The 23,132-nt window shown below is 70.2% G+C and carries 19 protein-coding genes, 3 tRNA genes and 1 pseudogene; 10 read left to right on the top strand and 13 right to left on the bottom strand.

From position 1 onward, the window contains the following. Positions 1 to 76 precede the first annotated feature (76 nt). A complete protein-coding gene (locus OG936_RS17825) occupies positions 77 to 1,273 on the top strand; it encodes an NAD(P)/FAD-dependent oxidoreductase (RefSeq protein WP_406495874.1) in 1,197 nt (398 codons plus the stop codon). 262 nt (positions 1,274 to 1,535) lie between these two features. Here the strand turns inward: OG936_RS17825 and OG936_RS17820 are convergent. Further along, positions 1,536 to 1,608 (bottom strand) — tRNA-Arg (locus OG936_RS17820). Positions 1,609 to 1,815: 207 nt separating this feature from the next. After that, positions 1,816 to 1,906: transfer RNA gene (locus OG936_RS17815), tRNA-Ser, on the bottom strand. A gap of 198 nt (positions 1,907 to 2,104) precedes the next feature. On the opposite strand from OG936_RS17815, the gene OG936_RS17810 reads away from it, so the two are divergent. Together OG936_RS17810 and OG936_RS17805 are read left to right on the top strand one after the other, a co-directional pair. Continuing rightward, the gene (locus tag OG936_RS17810) at positions 2,105 to 2,563 is read left to right on the top strand and encodes an SSI family serine proteinase inhibitor (protein WP_406495873.1); all 459 of its coding nucleotides are present in this window, start codon (positions 2,105 to 2,107) and stop codon (positions 2,561 to 2,563) included. A gap of 181 nt (positions 2,564 to 2,744) precedes the next feature. Then, positions 2,745 to 6,809 carry a PAS domain-containing protein gene (locus tag OG936_RS17805; protein WP_406495871.1) on the top strand — a complete coding sequence of 1,355 codons (4,065 nt, stop codon included), beginning with the start codon at positions 2,745 to 2,747 and terminating at the stop codon, positions 6,807 to 6,809. Between the two features lie 97 nt (positions 6,810 to 6,906). On the opposite strand, the gene OG936_RS17800 is transcribed toward OG936_RS17805, so the two are convergent. From OG936_RS17800 to OG936_RS17765, 8 genes are all read right to left on the bottom strand, one after another. Then, positions 6,907 to 8,556, bottom strand: coding sequence for a long-chain fatty acid--CoA ligase (locus OG936_RS17800; protein ID WP_406495869.1), 1,650 nt, complete (start codon positions 8,554 to 8,556; stop codon positions 6,907 to 6,909). A gap of 144 nt (positions 8,557 to 8,700) precedes the next feature. Further along, on the bottom strand, positions 8,701 to 9,453 hold the full coding sequence (locus tag OG936_RS17795; RefSeq protein WP_406495868.1) for a SigE family RNA polymerase sigma factor: 753 nt from the start codon (positions 9,451 to 9,453) through the stop codon (positions 8,701 to 8,703). Positions 9,454 to 9,595: 142 nt separating this feature from the next. Continuing rightward, positions 9,596 to 10,762, bottom strand: coding sequence for a lipid-transfer protein (locus OG936_RS17790; protein WP_406495867.1), 1,167 nt, complete (start codon positions 10,760 to 10,762; stop codon positions 9,596 to 9,598). Beyond that, complete coding sequence (locus OG936_RS17785; RefSeq protein WP_406495865.1) at positions 10,759 to 11,202, bottom strand: MaoC family dehydratase; 444 nt, start codon at positions 11,200 to 11,202, stop codon at positions 10,759 to 10,761. Before OG936_RS17785 ends, OG936_RS17790 begins: the two co-directional genes overlap by 4 nt. Continuing rightward, positions 11,199 to 12,401 (bottom strand): acyl-CoA dehydrogenase family protein, encoded by a 1,203-nt coding sequence (locus tag OG936_RS17780; RefSeq protein ID WP_406495864.1) that lies wholly within the window; start codon positions 12,399 to 12,401, stop codon positions 11,199 to 11,201. The genes OG936_RS17785 and OG936_RS17780 overlap by 4 nt, the downstream gene beginning before the upstream one ends. A gap of 1 nt (position 12,402) precedes the next feature. Continuing rightward, positions 12,403 to 13,362, bottom strand: coding sequence for a bifunctional MaoC family dehydratase N-terminal/OB-fold nucleic acid binding domain-containing protein (locus OG936_RS17775; RefSeq protein WP_406495862.1), 960 nt, complete (start codon positions 13,360 to 13,362; stop codon positions 12,403 to 12,405). A 5-nt stretch (positions 13,363 to 13,367) separates the two neighbouring features. Next, a complete protein-coding gene (locus OG936_RS17770) occupies positions 13,368 to 14,543 on the bottom strand; it encodes an acyl-CoA dehydrogenase family protein (protein WP_406500483.1) in 1,176 nt (391 codons plus the stop codon). Between the two features lie 234 nt (positions 14,544 to 14,777). Then, the gene (locus tag OG936_RS17765) at positions 14,778 to 15,089 is read right to left on the bottom strand and encodes a hypothetical protein (protein WP_383751804.1); all 312 of its coding nucleotides are present in this window, start codon (positions 15,087 to 15,089) and stop codon (positions 14,778 to 14,780) included. Positions 15,090 to 15,408: 319 nt separating this feature from the next. On the opposite strand from OG936_RS17765, the gene OG936_RS17760 reads away from it, so the two are divergent. The 4 genes and pseudogenes from OG936_RS17760 (at position 15,409) to OG936_RS17745 (ending at position 19,125) form a co-directional block, all read left to right on the top strand. After that, complete coding sequence (locus OG936_RS17760) at positions 15,409 to 16,332, top strand: bifunctional DNA primase/polymerase (RefSeq protein WP_406495860.1); 924 nt, start codon at positions 15,409 to 15,411, stop codon at positions 16,330 to 16,332. 1,109 nt (positions 16,333 to 17,441) lie between these two features. Further along, on the top strand, positions 17,442 to 17,894 hold the full coding sequence (locus tag OG936_RS17755; RefSeq protein ID WP_406495858.1) for a hypothetical protein: 453 nt from the start codon (positions 17,442 to 17,444) through the stop codon (positions 17,892 to 17,894). Between the two features lie 213 nt (positions 17,895 to 18,107). Then, a pseudogene (locus OG936_RS17750) lies at positions 18,108 to 18,739 on the top strand (GntR family transcriptional regulator). A gap of 47 nt (positions 18,740 to 18,786) precedes the next feature. Continuing rightward, positions 18,787 to 19,125, top strand: a complete 339-nt coding sequence (locus tag OG936_RS17745) for a hypothetical protein (protein WP_406495856.1) — start codon at positions 18,787 to 18,789, stop codon at positions 19,123 to 19,125. 151 nt (positions 19,126 to 19,276) lie between these two features. Here OG936_RS17745 and OG936_RS17740 read toward each other — a convergent pair. Next, a tRNA-Ser gene (locus OG936_RS17740) sits at positions 19,277 to 19,361 on the bottom strand. A gap of 305 nt (positions 19,362 to 19,666) precedes the next feature. Continuing rightward, a complete protein-coding gene (locus OG936_RS17735) occupies positions 19,667 to 20,290 on the bottom strand; it encodes a hypothetical protein (protein WP_406495854.1) in 624 nt (207 codons plus the stop codon). Positions 20,291 to 20,533: 243 nt separating this feature from the next. Here OG936_RS17735 and OG936_RS17730 point away from each other — a divergent pair, with 243 nt between their 5' ends. Continuing rightward, positions 20,534 to 21,067: an NUDIX hydrolase gene (locus OG936_RS17730; protein WP_406495852.1), complete on the top strand. Its 534-nt coding sequence runs from the start codon at positions 20,534 to 20,536 to the stop codon at positions 21,065 to 21,067. Here OG936_RS17730 and OG936_RS17725 read toward each other — a convergent pair. Continuing rightward, on the bottom strand, positions 21,045 to 22,391 hold the full coding sequence (locus OG936_RS17725; RefSeq protein WP_406495851.1) for a hypothetical protein: 1,347 nt from the start codon (positions 22,389 to 22,391) through the stop codon (positions 21,045 to 21,047). The genes OG936_RS17730 and OG936_RS17725 overlap by 23 nt on opposite strands. Before the next feature lie 123 nt (positions 22,392 to 22,514). On the opposite strand from OG936_RS17725, the gene OG936_RS17720 reads away from it, so the two are divergent. Together OG936_RS17720 and OG936_RS17715 are read left to right on the top strand one after the other, a co-directional pair. Next, the gene (locus tag OG936_RS17720; protein ID WP_406495850.1) at positions 22,515 to 22,715 is read left to right on the top strand and encodes a hypothetical protein; all 201 of its coding nucleotides are present in this window, start codon (positions 22,515 to 22,517) and stop codon (positions 22,713 to 22,715) included. Then, positions 22,715 to 23,044, top strand: a complete 330-nt coding sequence (locus OG936_RS17715; protein ID WP_406495849.1) for a hypothetical protein — start codon at positions 22,715 to 22,717, stop codon at positions 23,042 to 23,044. The genes OG936_RS17720 and OG936_RS17715 overlap by 1 nt, the downstream gene beginning before the upstream one ends. Positions 23,045 to 23,132: the final 88 nt, after the last annotated feature.

Here is a 23,132-nt window from a genome sequence, read left to right as displayed (position 1 = left end):
TCATATCGTGTTCCTGTCAGGAAACGGCGAGCTGCCCGGTTCAAGTGGCGAACCCGCGCGAGACAGGAGCCAGGAAATGCAGCACCGCATCATCGTCATCGGAGCCGGATACACCGGAGCCTTCGCCGCCGGGCGCCTCGCCAAGCGGCTGCGCCGCGAGGACGTCGCCATCACCCTCGTCAACGCCGAGCCCGACTTCGTCGAGCGCGTCCGGATGCACCAGCTGGCGGTCGGCCAGGACCTCGAACCCCGGCCCTTCAGCGAGATGTTCGCAGGCACCGGCGTCGAACTGAAGCTCGGAGAGGTCACCGGCGTCGACGTCGACCGCAGGACCGTCACCGCCCTCGACGCGAACGGCACCGAGGAGCTGGAGTACGACAGCCTCGTGTACGCCCTCGGCAGCGGCTGGAACACCCAAGGCGTCCCCGGCACCGCCGAGCACGCCCACGAGATCGCCGGCCGCCCCGGAGCGCTCCGGCTGCGCGAGCGGCTGGCCGGCCTGGACGCCGGACAGTCCGTGGTCGTCGTCGGCGGCGGCCTCACCGGCCTGGAGGCCGCGACCGAGATCGCCGAGGCCCGCCCGGACCTCGACGTCGCCCTCGCCGCCCGCGGCGGGCTCGGCGACTGGCTCTCGCCCAAGGGCCGCCGACACCTGCGGAAGGTCTTCGACAAGCTCGGCGTCACCGTGCACGAGCACACCGCCGTCACCGGCGTGGAGGCCGACCGCGTCGCCACCGCCGACGGCACGTCCGTCCCGGCCGCGGTCACCGTGTGGACCACCGGCTTCGCGGTCCACCCGATCGCGAAGGCCACCGCTCTGCAGGTCACCGGCACAGGCCAGATCGTGGTCGACGGGACCATGCGCTCGGTCTCGCACCCGGACGTGTACGCCATCGGCGACGCGGCCATGGTGATGGGCCCCGGCGACAAGCCGCTGCGGATGTCGTGCGCCTCGGGCGGCCCCACCGCGTGGCAGGCCGCCGACGCCATCTCGGCACGCCTGACCGGCGGAAAGCTCCCGAACACCCCGCTCCGCTACTTCAACCAGTGCATCTCACTGGGCCGCAAGGAAGGCGTGATCCAGTACGTCACCGCCGACGACCGCGCCGTCCGGGCGGCCCTGACCGGACGGCTCGCCGCCGTCTACAAGGAGCTGGTCTGCAAAGGCGCGGCCTGGGGCGTCGCCAACCCGACGCTCGGGATGCCGACCCGGCGCCGCCGCGTCGTGCAGGATCGGGCCCGGGCGGCCTCGGCCGTCAAGGCGTCGGCCTGACCCGGCCGGTCTTCTGCGTGCATGAACGACGACTCGGGCCCCGGCCCGAACAGGTAGGTGAAGGCACGCAGGCCGGCCGCCCCGGCAACGGGGCGGCCGGCACTCGCGAAGGGGCACCACGAATTCCGGCTCGCCGAGCCGAACCGGGCGCTCGCCCCGGCCGCCCGGCCTCGACCCACTTCTGTTCCACGGCCCGTCAAGACTGCCGTCAACGCAAAAGCGAGAGGCCCCCGGCATTTCTCCTGGGGCCTCTCGGCTGCTGTGCACTCGGCAGGATTCGAACCTGCAACCTTCTGATCCGTAGTCAGATGCTCTATCCGTTAAGCTACGAGTGCTTGTGCGTTCCGGGCTTTTCTGCCTGGTCGGCGTTGCGAGAACAACATTACATGACCTGCGCCGTAGCGCGAAATCCTTAAGCCACACCACCTCCGACCTGCGAAAACACTCCGTTTTGGTGGTGCCGGGCGGCGCCCGCCGTACGCCGCCCCGGTCCGGATACGACCGAAGCCCCGTGCCAGTGGCACGGGGCTTCGATGATGGGGCGGAGGCGGAGGGATTTGAACCCTCGATGGGCTTTAAGACCCAAACCGCATTAGCAGTGCGGCGCCATAGACCGGACTAGGCGACGCCTCCAGCACACCTCGCGCGAGCGCGAGTGGTGCGTCAGATAATGACACAGCTGAGCGCTGCGTCACCAACCGGTGCCTACGGTACTAGGCAGTCGGGCACGAGGGCAAAGCGCCTGCGGTTGCGCAACGCCGTGGCGTGCGGAGCGTTAGTGGGGGTGGAGGCCGTTCGCCCCCGTCGAAGTGCACGAGCACAGGAGTCCGCATGTTGCGCCGTCTCGCCCTCACCGCCGTCGCGTCCCTCGCCGCGCTGTCCGCCGCCGTGCCGGCCGCGACCGCGGCCACCGGGCCCCTGCCCCTGCCCCTGCCGCTCCCGCTGCTCCACGGGGACGATGCCCGTACCCGGCTGACGGTGACGGTCTCGGATTCGGGGGACCCCGCGGCCGACGGCGTCTTCGAGCTGGAGTGCGGACCGGCGGGTGGCAGCCACCCGGCGGCTCAGCATGCCTGCAACCGGCTGGACGAGCTGGCGGACGAGGGCGCGGCCCCGTTCGCACCGGTGCCCCGGGACGCGATGTGCACGCAGCAATTCGGGGGACCGGCCACCGCGCGGGTCACCGGGACCTGGCGCGGGCGGAGCATCGACACCGTCTTGACGCGGGGCAACGGCTGCGAGATCTCGCGCTGGAACAATCTGCGGCCCGTGCTCCCCAGCATCCGATGAGCGGCGGTCTGTACGCTTTTCCGCAGTACCCCGTGCACACAACCTTGGTGAGAGCTCCCCCTCATCCGCCGACCTGCGCCCCTTCCCTGCCTTTAGACTCCTTCCGTGACAGCCTGCGGCCCGAGGGGCAAGATGGGGCCCGCTGTCGGCAAGGTGCGGTAACCAGGGAGGAAGCGTCGTCGTGAGCAGCAGGCCATCCCGAGGCGCTGCTCGCCTCGCAGCCATACTCGATGCACTTCCTGACGGGCTGCTGCTCGTCAACTGCAACGGCACGGTCGTCAACGCCAACACCATCGCGCTGGAAATGTTCGAGACGCCGGGCACGGCACTCGTCGGGCGTGGGCTCCTCGATCTGCTGCCGGAGTTCGACTCCACGCTGATCCCGGGGTCGATGCGCCGCCCCGAGTCCGCCGATGACCGGGGCCGTACGAAGCCGACGCGGATGACCGCACGGCGGACCGACGGCACCGAGTACCCGGTCGAGGTCACCAGCGCCAGCCTGGAGGACGGGCAGGCCGCGTACAGCGACTTCCAGAGCACGTACAGCGGCAGCTACACGGGGGACGAGCTGCTGATGCTCGTCGTACGGGATCTGTCGGGCACCGTCGACACCGAGGCCGAACTGGCCCGTTCGCAGCGGCAGACCGAGATGATCCTGCGGGCCGCGGCCGAGGGTGTCGTCGGTACGGACACGGACGGCCGGGTCGTCCTGGTCAACCCCGCCGCCGCGCAGATCCTCGGCTTCCGCGCCAGCGACCTGGGCGGCCAGGAGCTGCATCCGCTGATCCTGCACTCGCGGGCGGAAGGCGAGCAGTTCCCGTACGAGGAGTCGCCGCTCGCCGACACTCTCAGGTCCGGCCGCAAGCACCGGGTGCGCGGGCAGGTGCTGTGGTCCAAGAGCGGTGCGCAGGTGCCGGTCGACCTGACCACGGCGCCGGTCCGGGACGGGGACCAGCTGGTCGGTGCGGTCATGACGTTCACCGACCGCCGGCCGTACGAGGAGCTCGCCGAGCAGCACCGGGCCGAGGTCGACGAACTGACCGCGAGCCACACCGCCGAGGTCACCGCCCTGACGGAACGGCACAGCGCGGAACAGGCCGACCGGTCCGAGCGGTACTCCGCCGAGCTGGAAGCGCAGACCGAACAGCTGGCCGCGCTGACCGCCCGGCACACCCAGCTCACCGCCGTGCTCGGCGAGTCGCTGCGCGGGCCGCTGGAGGAGCTGCGCGGCGAACTCTCCACGCTCGCCGCCGACCCGGCCGGCCAGCTGTGGCCGGAGGCCAACCAGATCCTGCACCACCTGGCCGCGGGCTACGCCCGGATGACCACGCTCGTCGACAACGTGCTCGGCTACCAGCGCCTGGACGCCGGCTCGGAGGACCTGGTCAAGGCGAACGTGCTGCTCGACTCGGTCGTGACGGCCGGTATCGACGCGGCCGTCGAGCTGATCGGTCCCGGGCGGGCCCAGTTCGCGGTGCACGCGCCGCCGATCGAGGCCGAGGTGGACGCGGCCCGGCTGGTGACCGCGCTCGCCCATCTGGTCGCGGATGTCGCCGGGGTCGACTCGACCGGCAAGGCCCGCGTGGTGCCGGGCGGCGGCTACGTCGACTCGACGGTCGTCGTCGCGGCGGCGCAGCGCGGTGAGGTCGTACGGATCGAGGTGCGCGGACCGTTCGCCGGGGGAGACCCGGTGCACGAGCCGATCGTGCGCGGGATCGTACGGGCGCACGGCGGCGTGCTCCAGACGCACGAGGTGCCGGGGATGAGCGGCAGCGCGTACGTACTCGAAGTGCCGCTGGGCAAGGGCTCGGGAACGGTGATGCCACCGTCGCCCGAGCCGGAGGCGGGTTCTGCGCCTGAGCCGGGCTCCGAGGCGGGGGCCGAGTCGATGGCCGGTCAGGGTGCGGCGGGCGGTGGACGGCGGCGGGCGCGGCGGGCCTCCACGGACGCGTTCCTGGAGAGCCCTGTGGGTGGTTCCGGGGCGGGCGGCGAGTCCGGTTCCGGTTCCGGTGATACCGCGGCAGCCGAGCCGACGGGGCGGCGGCGGGCGCGTCGTGAACCCGCGGCGCAGGAGACCCAGGGCGCGCACGACATGATTCCCGTCCAGCAGGGCGAGGGGTCGGGGCGCAGGCGGGGGCGGCCGAGCCCGTCCGAGACCGGTACTCAGCACGCGCTTCCGGCTCAGCCGCCCGAGCAGGGCCGGCGGCCCGGGGAGCCCGCTGACGACCAACAGGGGGCCGGGACGGGGCAGGCGTTGGCGCTGCCTCCGGCCGCCTCCGCGCCGTCCGAAGGGGCGGTGGTGACGGCGGCCGAGGGCGCGCAGGGTGGCGGTGGCCGTCCGCAGCGTGGCCGGACGGTGCCGCCGCAGGGTGTTCCGGTGTCGGCGGGTGGCCACCGGGCGCACCAGGGCGGCGAGAACCAGTTGGCTCTGCCGGCTCCCGCACCCGCTTCCGTTCCCGCTCCCGCTGTCTCCTCCGCTCCCGCTGTCTCCTCCGCTCCCGCTGTCTCCTCCGATTCCGCTGTCTCCTCCGATTCCGCTTCCGCATCGGAAGGCCTCTCACAGGGCGAAGACCTCTCACCGGGCGGGGACGGGGCTGTGCACGCATCGGCGTCTCAGCCGACCGGGCGGCGGGCGCGGCGGGCGTTGGCGGCCGCCCAGGAGCGGTCCGCCCAGGCCGAGCCGGCCGGGCCCCGTACCGCGTTCGCTCTGCCGCCCGCGGATGCCGACCGGACCCCGCCCGCGGCCGTCGACGCGGACGCCTCGCTGCCCGGACGCCACGACGCCGTACGCATCGCGCCGGACGAGGAGCACACCCCGCCCCAGGCACACCCCGTACCGACCGGGCGGCGCCGGGCACGTCACGCCGACGCGCCCCAGCAGGTCCAGCAGCCCGCGCAGGCCCAGCAGCCCGCGCAGACCGACGACCGGCCCGACAGCCACCCCGGCGGCGATCCGGAGTGGCCCACGGCCGGACACACCACGCACACCACCGGCACCACGCCCGTCACGGAGAGCCGTCCCCGGAACATCGCGCCCGTGCCGGACGCGCGCAGGCAACCGCCGCCCGCGGAGGCTCCGATGCCCGGTGACTCGTCGGACTCGACGCAGGGGCGCGCGTTCAGCGTGCGGACGCTCGGGCAGGGCGTGCCCTTCGCCCAGCACATCGCGCACCAGCAGAACCAGACGCTCGGCGGTGCCGGACGGCGCCGTAAGCTCGCCGCCCCGCCGGAGGACGAGCACACCCCGCAGGCCGCACTGCCGCAGGCCGCGCCAGCCCCGGCCGTTCCCTCCCCGGCGGCCGCGTCGCAGCCCGCTGCGGCCCCGGCCGCTCCGTCCGGCGCCGTACAGGTCCCGAACCCGGGTTCGGGGCAGCTGCTGTCGGCTCCTGCGGAGGCCGAGGGACGCGCGTATGCCATAGGTGCACCCGACGAGGGCGCCGAGGGGCCGGAGCCGCTGGACGGTCCGGGTGGCGCGGTCGAGGTCGCCAATCGTCCGTCGCCGCAGCCGGTCGACGACGAGCTGCCCCCGGAGCCGCTGGACAACCCGCGCCGGCTGCTCGTCTGGCCCGCGCCCGATGTCTCCACCCAGCAGGCGCTGAGCGACCGCGGCTACCGGCCGGTGATCGTGCATTCCCGCGAGGAGGTCGACGCCCAGATCGCGGCGTTCCCCGCCGCGCTCTTCGTCGACCCGCTCACCGGTCCCATCACCCGCAAGGCGCTGCAGTCACTGCGTCAGGCCGCCGTGGCTGCCGAGGTCCCGGTCCTGGTGACGGCCGGTCTGGGGCAGGCGACGCGGGAGGCGGCGTACGGTGCCGACCCGGCCGTACTCCTCAAGGCGCTCGCCCCGCGCGACAGCGAACAGCATCCGCCGCGGGTGCTCTTGATCGAGGAGCACGAGGAGATCGCGCTGGCGCTGACGGACACGCTGGAGCGGCGCGGCATGCAGGTCGCGCGGGCCTCCACCGACAACGAGGCGGTGACGCTCGCCACCCGGATGCGGCCCAACCTGGTGGTGATGGACCTGATGCAGGTACGCCGTCGTCGGGCCGGGATCGTCGACTGGCTGCGCGCCAACGGCCAGTTGAACCGCACCCCGCTGGTCGTCTACACCTCCGCCGACATGACCGGGTCCGAGCTGCCGAAGCTCAGCTCGGGCGAGACCGTACTCTTCCTGGCCGAACGTTCCACGAGCGACGAGGTGCAGTCGCGCATCGTCGACCTGCTCGCGAAGATCGGCACGAACTGACCGGCGGTCAGCCGGGATCACGACGAGGGCGGTACGGGTTCTTCCGTACCGCCCTCGTCATACACCCCGTCCGGGCCCCGGCTCTGACCGGGCCCGGTCAGAGCCGGGTGATGTCCAGCCCGCCCTCCGCGTACTGTTTGCGGATCACCTTCTTGTCGAACTTGCCGACGCTCGTCTTCGGCACCGCCGGAATGACCGTCCAGCGCTCCGGCAGTTGCCACTTGGCGATGCCGGACTCGGCGAGGAACCTCTTCAGCGCCTCGTAATCGGCGGCGGCGCCGTCCTTGAGCACGACCGTGGCGAGCGGGCGCTCGCCCCACTTCTCGTCCGGGACGGCGACGACCGCAGCCTCGGCCACGTCCGGGTGCGCCATGAGCGCATTCTCCAACTCGACACTGGAGATCCATTCGCCGCCGGACTTGATCACGTCCTTGGCCCGGTCGGTCAGGGTGAGGAAGCCGTCGTCGCTGATCACACCGACGTCACCGGTCTTCAGCCAGCCGTCCTCGCTGAACTTGTCCTCGGGGCGCAGGTCCTCGCCGTCCACGCCCCCGTAGTAGGCCCCGGCGATCCAGGGGCCGCGTACCTCCAGCTCACCGGCCGACTCGTTGTCCCACGGCAGCAGCTCGCCGCCGGGGCCGGCCAGGCGCGCCTCGACGCCGGCCGGGAAGCGGCCCTGGGTGACGCGGTAGGGCCACTCCTCTTCCTCGGTCAGCCCGGCGGGCGGGTTGGCCATGGTGCCGAGCGGTGACGTCTCCGTCATGCCCCAGGCGTGGCAGATCCGGATGCCGAGCTTGTCGTACGCCTCCATGAGAGACGGCGGGCAGGCGGCGCCACCGATGGTGACGCGGGCCATGGAAGTGAGGTCGCGCGGGTTGGCGAGGACCTCGGCGAGCAGCCCCTGCCAGATGGTGGGGACGGCCGCGGCGTGGGTCGGCCTCTCGCGCTCGATCATGTCGGCCAGCGGGGCGGGCTGCAGGAACCGGTCCGGCATGAGCATGTTGATGCCGGACATGAACGTCGCGTACGGCAGCCCCCAGGCGTTCACATGGAACTGGGGGACGACCACCAGCGTGGTGTCCCTGTCGGTCAGCCCCATCGACTCCGCCATGTTGACCTGCATGGAGTGCAGGTAGAGGGAGCGGTGGGAGTAGACAACGCCCTTGGGGTCGCCGGTGGTGCCGGAGGTGTAACACATGGCGGCGGCCTGGCGTTCGTCGAGCTCGGGCCAGTCGTAGCTGGTCGGGCGGCCGGCGATCAGCTCCTCGTACTCATGCACCCGGGGCGCCGCGCCGTCCAGGACGGAACGGTCGCCCGGCCCCGTGACGATCACGTGCTCGATCGACGTCAGATGGGGAAGGAGCGGCGCGAGCAGCGGCAGCAGGGAGCCGTTGACTATGACGACCTTGTCGTCGGCGTGCTCGACGATCCAGATCAGCTGCTCGGCGGGGAGACGGAGGTTGAGGGTGTGGAGGACGGCGCCCATCGAGGGGACCGCGAGATACGCCTCGATGTGTTCGGCGTTGTTCCACATGAGGGTGCCTATGCGCTGGTCGCCGTCGACACCGAGCTCGTCGCGCAGCGCGTTCGCCAGCTGGGTGGCCCGTCGGCCGATCTCGGCGAAGCTGCGCCGCTGCGCCTCGGGCTCGCCGGTCCAGGTCGTGACCTGCGACTTCCCGTAAATGGTCATCCCGTGTCGGAGAATGCGGGTGACAGTCAGCGGTACGTCCTGCATGGTGCTCAGCACGGCGTCCTCCCGGTGGGCGCTACGCGGCAGTAAGGTTCCGCTGATTCTGCTCACATACCAGTCGGTATGTCACTAGTCCCGGGAGTACGAATCGGTGTCGTCCGGCAGAACCGGGTCCGCCCGGGGCGCCGTCGTCGCCCGGGGTCAGCGGACCGGGGCCAGCTCCGGGTCCTCCCTGAGCTTGCCCAGCGCCCGCGACACCGCGCTCTTCACCGTGCCGACGGACACCCCGAGCACCTCGGCCGTCTGGGCCTCGCTCAGATCCTCGTAGTACCGCAGGACCACCATCGCGCGCTGCCGGTCCGGGAGCTTCAGCACGGCACGCCACATCGCGTCGTGCAGCGTCTGGTGCTCCGCCGGGTCGGGGGCCCCCGGGGTCTCCTGCTCGGGCAGTTCGTCGCAGGCGTACTCGTCGACCTTGCGCTTGCGCCACTGCGAGGTCCGGGTGTTCAGCAGCGCCCGGCGGACATAGCCATCGAGCGCCCGGTGGTCCTCGATCCGTTCCCAGGCGACATACGTCTTGGTGAGAGCGGTCTGCAGCAGATCCTCGGCATCGCTCGGGTTCGCGGTGAGCGAGCGGGCGGCGCGCAGCAGTACGGGCCCCCGTGCCCGTACGAACGAGGAGAACGACGGATACGGGGCGTACGGAGCCCGTGAGGCGTACGACGAAGCGCGCGAGGCGAACGGCGTGTGCGCGGTGTACGGCGTGTGCGCTCCGTGCGTCGTGTGCGCTCCGTGCGTCGCGTTCGCGGTGTGCGGCGCGTTCGCGGTGTGCGGCGCGTTCGCGGTGTGCGGCGCGTTCGCGGTGTGCGCTCCGTGCGTCGTGTACGAGCCGTGCGGGATGTGTCCGGTGATGGCAGCTCCCCCGGAGGTGCCCGTGCAGACTGACGTGGTCATGGCTCCACGCTAGGAGCGGGCGCCGCCCCGGGGATCGGCCCCAGGTCCCGAAACGGCGTCCGCCTCAGGGTGTAGGGGTGGGGCCTGCCCGACCTCCTGTAGGTGGAGCCGTCGCCTTCGGGGGTCAGGGTCGGCCCCCCAGTCATTCGTCCGCACCCAGTATCAGCGCGGAGGTGGGTACGCCGGTGCCTGCCGTGACCAGGGTGCGGGCCGCCCCGGACAGCTGGTTCACCGACGAGCCCCGGATCTGCCGGACCGCCTCCGCGATGCCGTTCATCCCGTGCAGGTACGCCTCCCCCAGTTGGCCGCCGTGCGTGTTCAGGGGCAGCGCGTCGGCCGCGACGAAGTCGGCCGCCTCGCCCGGTGCGCAGAAGCCGAACTCCTCCAGCTGCATCAGGACGAACGGCGTGAAGTGGTCGTAGAGGATGCCCACATCGATGTCGGCCGGGGAGAGGCCGGAGCTCCGCCACAGCTGCCGGGCGACCACCCTCGTCTCCGGCAGCCCGGTCAGATCGTCACGGTAGAAGCTGGTCATCTGTTCCTGCGCCCGCCCGGCCCCCTGTGCGGCGGCGACGATCACGGCGGGCGGCTGCGGCAGGTCCCGGGCCCGTTCCGCGCTGGTGACGACGATCGCCTGCCCGCCGTCGGTCTCCTGACAGCAGTCGAGCAGCCGCAGGGGTTCGACGATCCACCGCGACGCGGCGTGATCGGCCAGGGTGATCGGCTTCCCGTAGAAGTGCGCCGCGGGGTTGCGGGCGGCATGGCGCCGGTCGGTGACCGCGACATGGCCGAAGGCCTCCGGCGTCAGGTTGTACGTGTGCAGATAGCGCTGGGCGGCCATGGCGACCCAGGAGGCGGGCGTGAGCAGCCCGAAGGGGAGGTTCCAGCCGAGCGCCGTGCCCTCCGCGGTGGGCTCCCGCTGCTGTACGCCGGAGCCGAATCTGCGCCCGGACCGTTCGTTGAACGCGCGGTAGCAGACCACGACGTCGGCCACTCCGCTCGCCACGGCCATCGCCGCCTGCTGGACGGTGGCGCAGGCCGCCCCGCCGCCGTAGTGGATGCGGGAGAAGAACGACAGCTCACCGATGCCGGCCGCCTGGGCGACAGTGATCTCGGGGCTGGTGTCCATGGTGAAGGTGACCAGACCGTCGACGTCGGCGGGGGTCAGCCCGGCATCGTCGAGGGCGGCCCGCACCGCCTCGACGGCCAGTTTGAGTTCGCTGCGACCGGAGTCCTTGGAGAACTCGGTCGCCCCGATCCCCACGACCGCCGCTCTGCCACCGAGCGAGTCGGCTCCGCGCAGGCTCATGCGACCCCCTGAGAAGCGCTGCCGGTCATGGTCGCAGGCGCAGGCTTATGCGCAGGCGTGGTCACCGTCAGCGTCACCGTGCCCGTGACATGCCTGCCGAGACCGTTGGTTCCGACGACCGACACCTCGGCCGTCCCGTCGTTCCCGAGGGCGGTGACCGTGCCGCTCAGGACCATGGTGTCCCCCGGGTAATTGGGCGCGCCCAGTCTGATGGCGACCTTGCGGAGCACGGCCGACGGGCCGAAGCGGTCGGTGACGTACCGGCCGACCAGGCCGTTGGTCGTCAGGATATTCATGAAGATGTCCGGGGAGCCCTTCTCCCGGGCGAGTTCCGCGTCGTGGTGCACGTCCTGGTAGTCGCGGGAGGCGAGGGCGCCCGCCACGATCAGAGTGCGGGTCACCACGATCTCCAGCGGTGCCAGCTTCTCGCCGACCTTCACTCCGGTCCCTCCTTCACCAGTGACTGGCCGAGTTCCTGAAGTACTTCGCTGCCGCATCCCAGATAGGCGTCGAGCTGACGGCCCCAGAGAAAGTGGCGGTGTACGGGGTGGTCGAGGTCCGCGCCCGTTCCGCCGTGCAGATGCTGTCCGGCGTGCACGACCCGTGTCCCGGCCTCCGACGCCCACCAGGCGGCGCTCAGCGCCTGCGTCCCGTACGGCAGCCCCGTGTCATGGCGCCATGCCGCCTCGTACGCGGTGACGCGTATCGCCTCGGTGTCCATATGGGCATCGGCGGCCCGCAGCAGAACCGCCTGCTTGGTGGAGAGCGGACGCCCGAACTGCTCCCGGGTGTTGGTGTGGGCGACGGCCCGGGACAGCGAACCGGCGCACACCCCGGCCTGCAGCCCGGCGAACGCGATCCGGCTTGCAGCCAGCACGTGTTCGTACGCTCCGGAGAGACTGACGTTGTCGACGTGCCCGAGCGGTTCCCCGTACGCCCCGGCTCCCCTGAGCCGCCCCTCATGCGCCTGGTCTCCACCGAGCCCCTCCCCGTACGCCCCTTCACCACCGAGCCCCTCCCCGTGCGCTCTTTCACCACCGAGCCCCTCCCCGTGCGCTCTTTCACCACCGAGCCGCTCCCCGTACGCCCGGTCCAGGACGAGCCGCGCGGCCGACCACGGTGCCGTCGTCTCGACCGGCTCCGTCGCCACACCCGGATCACCGGTACGTACGATCCACAGCCCCCGGTCCGAGTCCGCGACGAGGACGAGGGACGCGTCGCGCAGCCACGGCACGTACGGCACGCTGCCGCTCAGCCGCCCCTCGCCGTCCGCCCGCATCCCGCCGCATGCCGGGAACGCCCCGGTGGCGACGGCCGTGCCGTCCCGCAGCGGGGGCAGCAGCCGGTCCCGTTGTTCGTCGGTGCCGTGCGAGGCGACGGCGAGCAGCCCGTACACACAGCTCGCCGCGAACGGCACCTGCGCCGTCGTCCGGCCCTGCTCCTCCAGCAGCAGCACCAGGCCGAGCAGCCCGACCTCCTCGACCGCCGCGGTCAGTCCGGCCGCGCAGAGCTCCTTCCACAGCTCGGCGTCCGTCCCCGTGCCGGCCCCGGCCAGGCGTTCGTGCGTCGACAGATCCCCGAAGATCCGCGCCGCCAGCCCCTGCGCCGCGGTCTGTTCCTCGGTGGGTACGAAGTCCATGTCACCCCTCGCCTCCCCGGAAGACCGGAAGCTCCAACTCCGGGTCTGCGCGGAGGAATTCCAGCCGCACCGGCATCCCCGTCCGCACCTTGTCGTACGGCACCCCGATCACATTGCTGACCATCCGTATCCCCTCCGCCAGCTCTATCAGCGCCACCGCGTACGGTCCGCCCCCGTCCGAGGCGCTGAAGGCGGGGAAGGGCGGGTGGTGCATCACGACATGGCTGAAAACGGTGCCGTCGCCACTCGCCTCGACCGTGTCCCATTCCTGGCAGCCGCACGCGTTGCAGCCGGGCAGCCAGGGGAAGCGCAGCGTGGCGCACGCGCCGCACCGCTGGATCAGCAGCCGGTGCTCGGCGACGCCCTGCCAGAACCCGGCGTTGTCCCGGTTGATCACCGGCCTCGGCCGCGGGCTCCGGCCGCCCGGACGCGCCGCCCGCTTCGCCGCGGCCGGCGCGTACTTGAGGATCCGGAAGCGGTGCGTCCCGGCGAGCTCTCCCTCTGCCCGGACGTCCATCCGCGTCGTCACGAAGTACCCCGTCCCCAGCTTGGTCGTCTTGCGCTCCGAGACGGACTCGATCACCGCGTCGAACGTGATGCGGTCGCCGGGCCGCAGCGGCCGCAGATACTCCTGGTCGCAGTCGGTCGCGACCACCGAGGTGCAGCCCGCGCCGTCGAGCAGCCCGAACAGTTCCTCGTACGCCTCGGAGCGGTCGGCGTGCCCCGAGAGACCGCCCATCGTCCACGCCTGGAGCATCGTCGGCGGGGCGATCGCGTCCGGTCCCGTGTAGGCGGGGCCGGCGTCCCCCATCGCCTCGCACCAGTGCCTGATCATCGGCTCGTTGACCGGGTCCTTGCCGACGCCCGCGGTCGCGGCGGCCCGCCCCTCGAACTCCTTGAGCCGTTCGTACAACCGGTCCGGCCCGTCCCGTTCCCCCCGCTCCTCCCGTCGTTCCCGCACGCCCGTCACCGCTTGCCCCTCTTCATGCCGAGCCGCATGGTCGCGACGATCTCCCGCTGCACCTCGCTCACTCCACCCCCAAAGGTGTTGATCTGCGCCGCCCTGTTCATCCGCTCCAGCTCCCCGTCCCCGAAGGCGCCGGGCGAACCGCCCCGGATCATCCCGGTCTCGCCCGTGATCTCCTGGCAGATCCGGTACACCTCGACCGCGCTCTCGGTTCCCGCGAACTTCACGCCGCTCGCGTCGCCGGGGGCCAGGGAATCCGCGCCGACATCACCCACCAGACGCCAGTTGAGCAGGCGCGTCGCCGCCAGCCGGGCGTACGCCTCGGCCAGCCGGGTCCGCACCCACGGCTCGTCGGCCGGACGCCGGCCCGTGACCGGATCGGGGGTACGGGCGAAGGCGAGCGCCGCCTCGTAGCAGTCCTCGGCCTGCATTCCGATGGCGGCGAGGGCCACCCGTTCATGGTTCAGCTGGTTGGTGATCAGCCCCCAGCCGTCGTTCTCCGCGCCGACCAGATGGGTGGCGGGCACCCGTATCCCGTCGTAGTAGGTGGACGTCGTGGTCAGCCCGCCCACGGTCTCGATCGGCGTCCAGGAGAACCCGGGGGCGTCCGTCGGAACCAGAATGATCGAGATGCCGCGGTGCTTCGGCGCATCCGGGTCCGTACGGCAGGCGAGCCAGATCCAGTCCGCGTTCTGCGCGTTGCTGGTGAAGATCTTCTGCCCGTCGATCACCCAGGAGTCACCGTCCCGCACCGCCCTGGTGCGCAGCGCCGCGAGGTCCGTACCGGCCTCCGGCTCGCTGTAGCCGATGGCGAAAACGAGATCGCCGCGGAGGATCCTGGGCAAGAAGTACGCCTTCTGCTCGGCGGTCCCATATTTCATCAGCGTCGGTCCGACGGTATTGAGGGTGACCATCGAGACGGGCGCCCCCGCCCGGTATGCCTCGTCGAAGAAGACGAACTGCTCGTCGGGTCCGCGGCCCTGGCCGCCGTACTCGACGGGCCAGCCGAGCCCGAGCATCCCGTCCGTACCGATCCGGCGCAGCAGCCGGCGCTGTCCGGCCGGGTCCTCGACCGCGGGCGCCGTCCTCGCGTCCCTCCTGGGCATCACCTTGCGGAAGTACGTACGGAGTTCGGCGCGCAGCTGTTGCTGACGCTCCGTCTGGGCAAGGTGCACGACAGTTGCCTCCCGGACACAGGCGTGCGGATACGGACGTACGGACTCGGGCACGCACTCAAGTTTCTGACTGTCCGTCAGATTCACTCACCCTGTCAAGGTCGGCGACGCTCCGACCCGATCGTCGGCCCAACGCGAAGCGGCCTGCGCGAGTGCACCCAAGTGCCCTCGCGCAGGCCGCCGTTCAACCAGCCGCGACCCGTCCCCCCGACCGGCTCATGGCCGGGCGCCGGCTCACCAGAGCTTGGTGAAGTTCACCGCGAGATTCGTGTTGCGCTGGTCAACCACGGTGAACCCCGAGCCGTTCACCTGCGCTGAGTTGCTCTGGTTCGACGCGCCGGAGCCGACGGCCTGCTGCTGCGACGTGGACGAATTGCCGGAGTTGTTGCCGCCGACGCCGCTGCCGACGACCGTGGCAACAGCCGCGTTCGATCCGTCGTTCGCGAACGAGCCGCTGTCGGCCTGAGCCACGCCACTGAAGAGCGCGGCGGCGAGAGGCAGGGCTGCAACGGCGGCGAAAGCACGAGCGGTACGGATGCTTGCCATGTCAATTCCTCCAGGAACCGAAAGTACTGCTTGTTCCGGGGCAGCTGGCCGACCGCCCCGGCTTGGTCACGACGTCGCGACAGCAGAGTTGCCCACCTGATCACCGGCGAACCACCCACGTGATCCGATTCCCCCGCAAGTGTGAGGAACATCCAATAAACCCACTCGCGCCGCCAAAGCCCCAGCTCACACCCTCCCGCACCCCCTCCAGCAGCTCCACCCGATCCCGTACCCCGCAAGAGAAGAAGCGTTCCGGCGCCCCAGTCGACCGACACCTCCACCTCTTCCCTTCTTCGAACATCTGTACGAACATAAAGCCATGGCCACCATCGACCGGCAGACCGCCACCCTGGCCCTGGCCCACGCGCTCTCCGCCGCCGAGCGCGGGCTCCCCGTCATCCCGCTCTCCGCCGGAAAGCTCCCCGCCCTGCCCTCTCCGCACCGCAACGAGGACCGGCCGGTCACCTGCCGGGGCGCCTGCGGCCTTCCCGGACACGGCGTCCACGACGCCACCACGAACCCCGCCACCGTCCGGGCCCTCTTCGCCGCCGCCCCCTGGGCCACCGGCTACGGCATCGCGTGCGGCCGGCCCCCGCACCACCTCATCGGCATCGACCTGGACATCGACACCACCGGCAGAAACGACTCCGCCGCATCGCTCCAGCAGCTCGCCCTGCACCACCTGTTCACCATCCCGCCGACCGTCATCGTGCTCACGCCCAGCGGCGGCCGCCACATCTGGCTGACCGGCCCGCCCGGCGTCCGCGTACCGAACTCCGCGAGCCGCCTCGCCCCCGGCATCGACGTCCGGGGCGCCGGCGGCTACCTGGCGGGCCCCGGCTCGGTCACCGCCCATGGCACGTACCGGCTCGCCCCGGGCACCGCCGATCTCCCGCCGGCCCCCTGCCCCCGCGCACTCCTGCACCTGCTCAAGCCCCCCGCACGCCCTCACCACCCCACGGCCCGGCCCGAACAGGGCCGGGGACTGGTCCGGTTCGTCCTCGCGGCCCACGAGGGCCAGCGCAACACACGGCTCTTCTGGGCAGCCTGCCGCGCCTACGAACACGGCTTCGGCGACGCCCTGGCGGACGCCCTCACCCACGCCGCCGTCCGCACCGGCCTCACCGAACGCGAGGCCCGCGCCACCATCGCCTCGGCGGCCCGCCTCACCACGAGCCACGAGGACGAGACCGAGAACGGGCCCGGAACCGCCCCGTTCGGTCCATCGAGCCCGACGACGTGACAGGCAACGAGATCGACTGCACCTGGTCTCTCGTCGAGCGGGCACAGACGTACTTGACGGTCCCCACCCGGACGCCGGGCCGAATATGTACGGGGGCACTCATGGAGAACACCACGAGCACAGCACCGTCGCTGGACCGTTCGGAGTGCCCCGCAGGCGCAGTGGCCGAACGGCTCGTGGACCACCGGCCCAGAACGCCCGGCCCCACGGGAAAAGGGCACCCCTGATGAGGGGCGCCCCTTCTGGTCAGCGTGCTCGCCGACGTGTGGCGGTGGGTGTGGGATTTGAACCCACGGTGACATCGCTGCCACGACGGTATTCAAGAGGGTGCTGCATGAAGTGCCCTGATGACCCTTGAGCTGGCCTTATCCCTGCTCTCGGGAGCCTTCCGGCCGATCGTGGTCCACGCCTGGCCCACTGGCTCAGCTCGGGGTCTCGGCGCTGCACGGACCGGTCAGTTGCTGGTGAGGCAGTTGACGGCCTACGTCTGTCGGGCCGCCGGCCCCGTACTGATCATCTCGATCAGCGGATCGTGCGGCTTTGTGCTCGGTGCGACGCTCGCGCACCCCTACTAAGCCCCCGCTCTGGTCGCGGGAGCCCCCAGGAAGACCCCGTTACCCGGCGGGGTGGGGCTCAACGGCTCTCCCCGCGTGACCAGAGCGGGAACCAACACCCGATGCGGTCGGCTCGAACCTGGAGAGCCGGGTGGGCCGCATCGGGTCAGTCCTGGCCCGTCTGAGAAACGGCCCCGGCTGTCCGCTCACCTTTCGAAGCGGACGGCCGGGGTCTCACGCATTCCGTCTCACTGGTAGCTGGAATTCCCATGAGGCGGCGTCGGCTGGTCGTCGTCAACAGGCGTTACGTGCCCTGACCTCACTTTGTGGCCTTGGCCACTCGAATCCTTTACTGTCTTGAGCCCGACCAGCCAACGGAAAGTCCAGGAGGCTTCGTTGTCCTCGGCACCGCCCTCTCCAAGTAGCGACCCGAACCCAACCCCTGACTCGGGCTCCGGACCAGCGCCTTCACCCCGACAGCGATCGCGCATGCACCGGGCACGGGAGTGGTTCGGCGGTCTGAGTGAGGCCGGCAAAGTCGCTCTCGTCACAGCTGTGATCACGACCGCCGGTGGAGGGGCGTTCGGCGTCGTCAGCGCCGCTACTTCTGCGTTGGGCGGCGGCAAGGGTAACCAGGCCAGCGATGGAACGCTGCAGAAGGCTGATCCTGTCCATACACCTTCCGTACACAACACGACTGATGACAAGCCGGACGCTCCGGACCCCAGCCCGTCCGCCCAGTCCCCCGAGTGCGAGATCCGCTTTGACGACGACCTTTACTGCACAGGTACGGCAGGGGTCAAGACGTACAGCGATCGCAACCGCGCGTCCCGCGCTGCCTGGCCACTCGGTCCCGAGAGTCTCTTTGTGTGCTGGGGGAAGGGTAAAGACGACGAGATCTGGTACTGGGTGGAATTCAAGGCCAAGGACGAGCCTTGGGGCAATGTTCCGGCGAGGATTGTGAGTACGGATCCGATCCCCGCCACCGACCTGAACGAGTGCAAGTAACCCTCACCCGACTGGAATGGCGGCGGGTGCGGATCCTTCGGCCCAGCAGTGTGCGGTGTGATCTCAGAGGGGCAGACTTTCGCCATCGTCCTCGGCTGGGTAGAAGTCCTCGCTGACCCGTAGTGCGGCCACGGTGAAGTCCTCGCCGGATGTCGAGCGGCCAGGGCCGCGGACCCCGCTCAGGGAGGGGCAGCCCCTGACCGCAGCGCGTCGATCACCACGAGGTACGTATCTGCGGCAGAGTTGCTGATCTTCCAGGGAGTGTTGGAGGGTCGGGCCGGATCGGGCACGTACGTCGCCGAGTCCCGGCAGCGGGTGCGGGTCGTCCGGTCCTCGGCGTGCGAGCAGCCCAGCGGGTGTCCGTTCCGCGAGGACATGAAGGCCCTTGGCAGGCAGGGCGACTGGGAGAGTCGGACCGACGCGAAAGTGCCGGCCCCGGCGGAGATCGCCGCGCGGCTCGGGACTGCCGAGGGCGAGCTCTGCGTGCGGACGACGTACGAGTTCCTGGCAGACGGCAGGCCGGTGCAGTTGTCGACGAGTTGGGAACCGTACGACCTCACCGCCGGCACTCTCGTCGTCCTCCCCGAGGGAGGCCCCCACGCGGGGGCGGGCGTTGTGAACCGCATGGCCGCGATCGGCGTCACCGTCAGCCACCCCGTGGAGCAGCCAGAGCCGCGGCAGGCGACCGCCGAAGAGGCGTCATTGTCGGCATCCAGAAGGCCGCGCTCGTCACGCACATCCGGCGGACGTACTACAGCGACGAAGGCCGGCCCGTGGAGACGGCGGACATCGTCGTGCCCGCCGCACACTGCGAGATCGTCTACGAGATCCCGATCAATCGCTGATTGTTCACCCTCACACGGAACGCGCTGCAACAGGCGTCATGACGTGTGTGGGCATCGACGTGGAACTGCACTCGGCTCGGCCGGCGCGTGACTGGAAGAAGGCGCGCCGGACATTCCTGCGTGGGTGCTACGACCACGGAGACACGTTGGCCAACGCACTCGGCTCGCTTCACTATCTCGGCGTCCGCGGTCGGCTTCCCGTCGTCGATCTCTACGAGGACACGGTGATGAACGAGCAGGAAGCCGCAGCAGCCCTCAGCGAGTTGCCCGGAATGCGCGAGCAGTGCGCGGACGAGCGACAACGCGCGGCACTGGATGATCTCGCGGCGGTACTTGAACAGTGCGCGGCCACCCGGGGCAGCTACGTATGGTTCGCGGGCGACTGATGCGCAGGCGCCAGCGTCTACCGCCGTGCCCCCCGGCGTGCCCCTTGTGTGCCCGATCGGGCGGGAAACCACGGGGACGGGCGGTGCCTGACAGGCAGCGGGCATGGCAACGGCCCCCGACCATACGTACTGGTCAGGGGCCGTTCACATGCGGTGGGTGTGGGATTTGAACCCACGGTGACTCGCGCCACGACGGTTTTCAAGACCGTTCCCTTAGGCCGCTCGGGCAATCCACCTTCGCCCCGCTCCACCTGGGGTGGAGCGGATGCAACGTACCGGCCACCGACCTCACACGAGGACCGTGGTCCACACGGGGTCCACTCGCCCCGTGTGCCACTCACCAATGCCGCCGCACAGCGCCCGGTTCTCCGTCCCACGCCAGCGCGGGAAAGTCTGACGCGGTGCCCTCGCCCGCCGGCAACAGGCCCTGACTGGGCCGTGGCCGAGCGTCGTCTGTAATCCTGCCCCATAAGCAGAAACTGATGTCGAACTGACGCCTCGGGAGATGCCGGGCTGCCGTGCTGCCAGGCAGCAACCGCAGCTAAGACGACTCTGTTCGGGGCGTGAAGGTCGGTGAGTTGGCGATTGTCGGCGGTCGAAGCTCATTCTGCTGCCCTTGGCCAAACCAGTAACCGATGATGGCACCAGCGATCCCTGTAACCGGGGTGACATAGAGGCTGAAGTCCTTCGCGGCAATCCCGGCAATCATGGCCACCCAAGGGGACGCGATGATCGCAAATACCACAGCAACAAGCGCCCAGCCACGAACACCTTCCGCACGCCGGACGAGACCGGACTGCTCGAAGGACAGATCCGCCCGGTGCTTACGATCTGCGAGTTCCACTTCCCAGTGCCGCTCGATCTCGCGAAGACGAACTTCAGCGTCGATCTCCTCAGGAGTCTCTGGGCGCTTACCGAGGTGAAATGTAGGCTGCCGCTGCTGCGCCGCGATCTGCTGCTTCTCTTCCGTAAGGTCAGCTACTTGTTGGGTAAGCGTCTCATTTTCCTGACGCTGCGCACTCCACAAGCGGGTTGACGATACGTCACTCTTGACCATGAGTCGATACTCAGTGATCCAGTCCTGCTCGGTTTCAGGCATCCTCCCCATCTGCCAGGAATGCGTGATTCCATCGATCGCGAACCCCTCTGGACTCATTTCAGACACGCGCCTCCCCCTCCTACGACATGCGCCGCCCGTACGGTACAAGCACGAGGGGAGCTTCCGGCGGAGAAATCAGCAAGCGCCGCCCCAATCGGGTCGTCAGCCCAGGGCCGGATCCAAGCAGACTCCCGCCGCGAGACCGTAGCGACGTCACCCTATTCGTCACTGTGACGTAAATTTGCCGAACCTGACTGCAGTCACACCCGACTCTGCGATGCTGGAAGCCGATCGAGAGGGGCCGCAGCGATGCAGTGGAAGATCCACGGGGAACGTCCGATCTACGAGAACAGCTGGGTGAACCTGTGGCTCACCGACGTCGAGACGCCGGACGGGAACCGCTGGGAGCACCACGTCGTCAAGCTCCGGCACCTGGCGGTGGCCGCTGTCGTCAACGAGCGGCGCGAAGTGCTGATGATGTGGCGACACCGGTTCATCACGAACGCGTGGGCGTGGGAGTTGCCCATGGGGTTGGTCGAGGAGGGCGAGACCCCGGCCGAAGCGGCGGCCCGTGAGGTGTTGGAGGAGACCGGCTGGAGGCCCGGTCCGATCACGCCGCTGATCTATGCCGAGCCGGCCAACGGCATCACCGACTCCCAGCACCACATCTTCCGCGCCGACGCGGCGACGTACGAAGGCCCGCCGACCGAGAAGAATGAGTCGGACCGCATCGAGTGGATCCCGCTGGCCGACGTGCGGGGCTTGATCGACCGGCGCGAGATCGTCAGCAGTGGCTCCCTGGTCGGACTGCTCTACGTGCTCATGGACGAGGCAATCCGCTGACCTGACGAGGCAACGCTTCCCGGAGCCGGGACTCGAACGCAACCGCAGCCGGTTCCCGGCGGAAGGGCCCCAACTGCTCGTAGAACTCCCGGAGGTGACCGGCGACTCGTTGCGAGCTGACGGCCGCCGCCGGGGCCAGGGCGTCCATGGCCGTGTGGCACGCCTCGTCGAGTTTGCCGCGCTGAAGCTGGATGCGGGCGAGCCAGAAGGCGTGGAAGGCGCGGCCTCGGTGGTTCGACTGGTGTTCTCGACGGAGAGCGTCCGCGATGAGGGGTTCGGCGAGAGCGGCTTCGCCCAGGCGGCCGTGCGCGATGCCGGTGTCCACGATGAGCTTCGGTTCGTCGAAGTAGGCGACCCAGGCCGGGTCCGGATCATCGGTGCTGATCCGTCCGAAGTGGGTGTGGGCTTCCGAGAGCGCGGTGTGAGTCGCGCCGTGGTTGCCGAGGGTGGCGTGGGCGAAGGCTTCGCGCATCGCGAGCATGGCCAGCACGCGCGGTGTCGTCCCCGCGGCCGTTCGGGCCTGGTCCTGGGCGGCCGTGACGAGTGCGAGGGCGTCGCCGGGCTTGTCCTGGTAGGTGGCCTGGAGGCTCATGCAGGCGAGGACGTTGGCCATGAACTGGCGGTCGTCGATGGCCTTGGCCAGGCCGAGGGATTCGGTGAAGTAGGCGCGTGCCTGGTTGTACTGGCGGGCGTCGAAGTAGGTCCATCCGGTGAGCCGGGCCAGCTCGGCCGCGATGCTGTGCAGGCCGTCCCGTAAAGGAGCCGGACGCTGCTCCTTGAGGAGGTCGACGACGTAGCGGAGCTGGCCGACGACCGCCGGCCGTAAGGTCTCGCCGCCGTGCTCGTCGTCCCGACGCCAGTAGTCCGCGATCGATGAGTGCAGCGCGTCAAGCGTCGACGCGCTGAGATCCCGCTCGGCAGCAAGGGCGAGGATGCTGTCGACGTCCGCCCCCGGTAGTCCGGCGGCCAGTGGTTCGACGGCTGAGGTCGGTGCCTCGGCCGGTTCGCGGGGCGTGACCGTCAGGGTGGGCGGCGTCTCCCAGGAGCGTCGGGCAAGTCCGAGCATGTGTCCGGGGATGCGTAGCCCGTCAGAGATGCGTTCGATCACGTCCATGTGCAGCAACTGCCGCCGTCCGGCGATCACCTCGCCCACGCGGCTCGGGGTCAGGTCGCAGCGGCGCGCGATCATGGACGGATAAATGCCTGCTCGTGCCTTGACCAGCTGAAAGATGCGGCCGAAGTCTCTGGCCTGGCATGCCTCGATCATCACTGGGTCCGTAAGCAGGCTGACCGGGAGTTCCTTCGAGCGAGATGGCTCGGGCATCGGGCACGCTCCGGCGTGAGGACTACGGATCGCTGCACTTGGCCAACCAAGGGTGATGTTACCCAAGTTGGGTAATCCGCTTGGCCTTTCTGGCCGGGTCCGTGGATCGCGATGCTCCTGACCATGGCGAACGGACATGAAGACGTACGGATGACGTTGCGGGTCTCCCGCGACTCCGGCCAGACGTGGGGGCCTCGCACCGAGGTACGCGTGGGCGAGGACCCGGTGGTCCCGGAGAACCCGGGCCGCTACCCGCCGTGTGTCTGCCCCCGATGCGCGCAGCATGCCCGGAACGCCGTCGCATCTTTCCGGATGGTGTCGTGATGCGGTGCGTGCACTGGCGCGGGGTGCCCCTCGACCTGGCGCGGGAAGCGCGGGAGAAGTCGGCCGCCCCGTACATCGACAGGGCCCTGCAGTGCCAGCTGTCCGCGCACGACGAAGGTAAGCACTTCGGTCTCCTCGCCGACGCCGGGGCGTACGGGACTGCGCTGTGGCTCCGCTGGCACGGGACGGACGAGGCGGAACTTGTCGTGCTGTCGGACTGCCCGGTGGTCGCCCCGGGGCCCGACGGTGAGGGCTGCTGTCTGTTCGCCAACCACGCCAAGCAGCACACCTGGGAAGACGCCCTGGAGGAGGTCTCGTGCACCGGCTGATTGCGAGTCCGCACAAGACCCGGCGCCCTCGCTCGCCTCGCAACGAACAGTGCGGGGACTGCGGTGGTAGCGGCGCCAACTCGTCCGG

This window comes from Streptomyces sp. NBC_00846, assembly GCF_045207325.1.
GTDB lineage: Bacteria > Actinomycetota > Actinomycetes > Streptomycetales > Streptomycetaceae > Streptomyces.
The sequence above is the reverse complement of the archived record's forward strand: the minus strand, read 5'-3'. Positions and strand labels throughout refer to the sequence as shown.